Raw genomic sequence first — 3,760 nt, 5'->3', positions numbered from 1 at the left:
CCGATCACCGCCACGGCGAACCCGCAGACGGCCGCCACCACCAGCGCGCGCGGCAGCGGCTGCAGCGCGTTCCAGCGCCGGATGCGGCGCATGACCTTCAGCGCAAGCAGCGAGAACAGCGCGCCGACACCGCCGCCGACGATGCCGCAGGCAAGCACCAGCGGCCAGTCGGTGGCAAACGCCACCGTGTCCTTGGCGACGCCGAAATAGGTGTAGTTGCCGAGCAGCCCCAGCGAGGCGAGGCCGGCCAGGATCACCGCCGTCAGCACCAGCCCGTTGGTGCGCGCCTCATAGGCCCGGCCCATTTCCTCGATGGCGAAGACGATGCCGGCAAGCGGCGTGTTGAACGCGGCGGCGATGCCGGCGGCGGAGCCGGCCAGGATCAGCCCGCGCGCCTGCGCCATGCCGCCCCAGCGCGCCGCCTGCAGCATCAGCGAGGCGCCGACCTGCACCGTCGGACCCTCGCGGCCGATCGAGGCGCCGCAGGCGAGGCCGACGACGGTGAGCGCGATCTTGCCCGCCACCAGCCTGAGCGACAGGATGCGGCTGCGATCGTCCTCGTCGCGCAGATGCCGCGCCGCGATCGCCTGCGGAATGCCGCTGCCTTGCGACCCCGGGAAGAAGGAATGCGCCAGCCAGGCGCAAAGGACGAAACCGAGGGGCGTCACCACGAGCGGCAGATAGAAGCGCCAGCCGCCCTCATTGCCGGTCATGATATGGAACAGAGCCTGCGCGCGGTCGGCAAGCAGCGCGAACAGGACGCTGATCAGGCCGATCGAGACGGCGCCGGCCCAGAAGACGAGACGCGGCTGCCAGACGCGCCGCGACACCCACATGGCGCGCGAACGCCGCAGCAAGCGGTTTTTTCGGGATATGCCGGCCATGACGAGCCTCGTGGTGATAGGCCCGGCCTAGCACAATGACGGGGCCGATCAACCCGGGCGGCGAGTCCGACGCTATGCCGGCACCGCATCGGAACGGGGTTCAAGGAGATGTGATCGGAATACCCGCCGGCGCACCGGCCGGCGGGAAGGTCGGCGTGGGTGCTTGGCGGTGTTCACATCGCCATTTTTTCACACTCGGCCTGGGCCTTCTTGGTCGACGTGTCGATCATGTAGGTTTTGCCCTTGGCGTCGGTCATCATCATCATGCAGTGCTTGACCGGTTTCGCCATCTTCATCATCTCGGCGCTCATCTTGGCGTCCGGCATCATCGTGCCCATATGGCCGTCGGGCGTGATCGCCGTCACCTGGCCGGCCTTCATCATGGTCATCGTTCCCATCGTGTCTTCGGCAAATGCCTGTGCCGCGGAAAGGCCGAGGAGGCCGGCGATGACAACAAGCTTGATCGATTGCATTCCGCATACTCCCATTTTGCAGGGGCACAGTTGCCCCTTTCCGGGTTCGCGAAGGCGCCTTGGGTCGTTACGCCAACACGAATATGTGATCGATTTGCGCAGTGCGAGGGATGCGGCGCCGCCTCACGGCGGTCGAGCGAATGATGACACGACTGGCAAGGTCGCGCCCGCCCCGCATGACTCCGCTCCGAACCTGTGCTATGCGCCGCGCTTCATTTCGGGCACGATGCTGAAATCGGCCGCAAACCGCTTATATTGGCGCAACCATGACCCTTTCACTTGATCTTACCGCCGAAGGCGCGCGCGACGCCTTGCGTGCCCGCGCCACGCCGGCCGAAAAGCCGACGCTGATCGGCCTCACCCGGGCTGAGCTCGGCGCCGCCCTCGTCGAGGCCGGCATCGTGCCGGAGCGCCAGGCGAAAATGCGCGCCCAGCAGCTCTGGCACTGGATGTATGTGCGCGGCGTCTCCGACTTTTCCGGCATGTTCAACATCTCCAAGGATCTGCGCGCCGAACTCGACAGGCATTTCACCGTCGCGCGGCCCGAGATCGTCGAGGAGCAGATCTCCGCCGACGGCACCCGCAAATGGCTGTTCCGCTTTCCGCCGCGCGGCGCCGGCCGCCCGGTCGAGATCGAGACCGTCTATATCCCCGAGGAAGGCCGCGGCACGCTCTGCATCTCCTCGCAGGTCGGCTGCACGCTGACCTGCTCGTTCTGCCACACCGGCACGCAGAAGCTGGTGCGAAACCTGACTACGGAAGAGATCCTGGCGCAGCTGCTCACCGCCCGCGACCGCCTCGGCGACTTCCCCGACCGCGACACGCCCGACGGCGCCATCGTGCCGGCCGAGGGCAGAAAAGTGTCCAACATCGTCATGATGGGCATGGGCGAGCCGCTCTATAATTTCGAGGCGGTGAAGAAGGCGCTGCTGATCGCCTCCGACGGCGACGGCCTGTCACTGTCGAAGCGCCGGATCACGCTGTCGACCTCCGGCGTCGTGCCGGAAATCTTCCGCACCGGCGAGGAGATCGGCGTCATGCTGGCGATCTCGCTGCATGCCACCAATGACGATCTGCGCGACCTTTTGGTGCCGATCAACAAGAAGTATCCGCTGAAGGAGCTGATCGCCGCCTGCCGCGCCTATCCCGGCCTCTCCAACGCCAGGCGCATCACCTTCGAATATGTGATGCTGAAGGACGTCAACGATTCCCTCGACGACGCCAAGGCGCTGGTCAGGCTCTTGAAGGGCATCCCGGCCAAGATCAACCTGATCCCGTTCAACCCGTGGCCGGGCACCAACTACCAGTGCTCGGACTGGGAGACGATCGAGAAATTCGCCGACTACATCAACAATGCCGGCTACGCCTCGCCGATCCGCACCCCGCGCGGCCGTGACATCCTCGCCGCCTGCGGCCAGTTGAAGTCGGAATCGGAGCGCATGCGCAAGGTCGACCGGCTGGCGCTGGAAGCGATGATGATCGCGGGGCACGGCGAGGCGTGAGCCGCTTCGTCGCCTACCTCATCCGCTTCGCTGTCATCCTGGTCGGCTACATCGCCGCCTCGTTGGCGGCCAGCGCCTTCCTCAACATCCTGTTCCTGGGCTCGCTCGGCTATACGCCCGACCAGGCCCACCCGACGGCGACCGCCTCGCTCTATTTCTCGATCCCCTTCGTGGCGTTGTTCGTCGCCTATTTCGCCTTCATGCCGGCGGCGGTCGTCATCGTCGCCGCCGAGATCCTCGGACGGCGCGACTGGCTGTTCTATGCGATCGCCGGCGGCGGCGTCGCCGCGGCCTTCCTCGGTTTCGTCCGCCAGAGCGGCGATCCCGACTTCGTCATCACCGATACCAGCGCCATCCTGGCGGTGATCGGCTCCGGCATGGTCGGCGGCATCTTCTACTGGCTCGCCGCCGGTCGCTGGGCCGGCAGCTGGCGCGAGACCCAGCCTATTTCGCCTGGGCCGTCAGGATCTTGAGCGCGAAGGCCGAGAACACGCCGCCGAACAGATAGTCGACCACCCGCATCACGCGGGGGCTTGCCCTCATCGCCGCCGAAAATCTTTCCGCCGCCAGCACAGCACGATGAACATGACGCCGAGGAAGAACAGCTTTCCGGGCGCGTTCGGGTCGTGCGCGGAGACGAACTGCGGCAAAAACGTCATGAAGAACAGGATGATCTTCGGGTTGAGCAAATTGACGCCGAGCCCGGCCGCCCAGCTGCGGAACAGCGAGATACGCGGGCCGGCCTTCTTCTCCGGCGAGAAGGCCGAGCCCTTGCTGACCGCTTGCCACGCCAGAAAGACCAGATAACCGGCGCCGAAGATTTTCAGGACGAAAAAGGCCATCGGCGAGGCGACGATCAGCGCCGAGACCCCGACCGCCACCAGTGTGGTGTGGATCAGCG

At 66.0% G+C, this 3,760-nt stretch carries 4 protein-coding genes and 1 pseudogene; 2 read left to right on the top strand and 3 right to left on the bottom strand.

From position 1 onward, the window contains the following. Both EN780_RS29430 and EN780_RS29425 read right to left on the bottom strand, forming a co-directional pair. The coding region (locus tag EN780_RS29430) for a chloride channel protein (RefSeq protein WP_133372761.1) at positions 1-884 on the bottom strand (884 nt) is incomplete at its 3' end. Between the two features lie 173 nt (positions 885-1,057). Further along, a complete protein-coding gene (locus tag EN780_RS29425; protein ID WP_127391717.1) occupies positions 1,058-1,357 on the bottom strand; it encodes a hypothetical protein in 300 nt (99 codons plus the stop codon). Positions 1,358-1,623: 266 nt separating this feature from the next. On the opposite strand from EN780_RS29425, the gene rlmN reads away from it, so the two are divergent. Further along, on the top strand, positions 1,624-2,859 hold the full coding sequence (rlmN, locus tag EN780_RS29420) for a 23S rRNA (adenine(2503)-C(2))-methyltransferase RlmN (protein WP_127391718.1): 1,236 nt from the start codon (positions 1,624-1,626) through the stop codon (positions 2,857-2,859). Continuing rightward, positions 2,856-3,332, top strand: coding sequence for a hypothetical protein (locus tag EN780_RS29415; RefSeq protein WP_127391719.1), 477 nt, complete (start codon positions 2,856-2,858; stop codon positions 3,330-3,332). Before rlmN ends, EN780_RS29415 begins: the two co-directional genes overlap by 4 nt. On the opposite strand, the pseudogene EN780_RS29410 reads toward EN780_RS29415, so the two are convergent. Further along, positions 3,304-3,760 (bottom strand): annotated as a pseudogene (locus tag EN780_RS29410) (LysE family translocator); the annotation flags it as partial. The gene EN780_RS29415 and the pseudogene EN780_RS29410 sit on opposite strands and share 29 nt — an antisense overlap.

Origin of the sequence: Mesorhizobium sp. M4B.F.Ca.ET.089.01.1.1, from assembly GCF_004022605.1 — a bacterium.
In the GTDB taxonomy this organism is placed as follows: Bacteria; Pseudomonadota; Alphaproteobacteria; order Rhizobiales; family Rhizobiaceae; genus Mesorhizobium; species Mesorhizobium abyssinicae.
The sequence above is the reverse complement of the archived record's forward strand: the minus strand, read 5'-3'. Positions and strand labels throughout refer to the sequence as shown.

Bases quoted from the DNA above. Each gene is read 5' to 3' on its own strand.
- rlmN (WP_127391718.1), top strand. From the start codon at position 1,624: ATGACCCTTTCACTTGATCTTACCGCCGAAGGCGCGCGCGACGCCTTG.
- EN780_RS29425 (WP_127391717.1), bottom strand. From the start codon at position 1,357: ATGCAATCGATCAAGCTTGTTGTCATCGCCGGCCTCCTCGGCCTTTCC.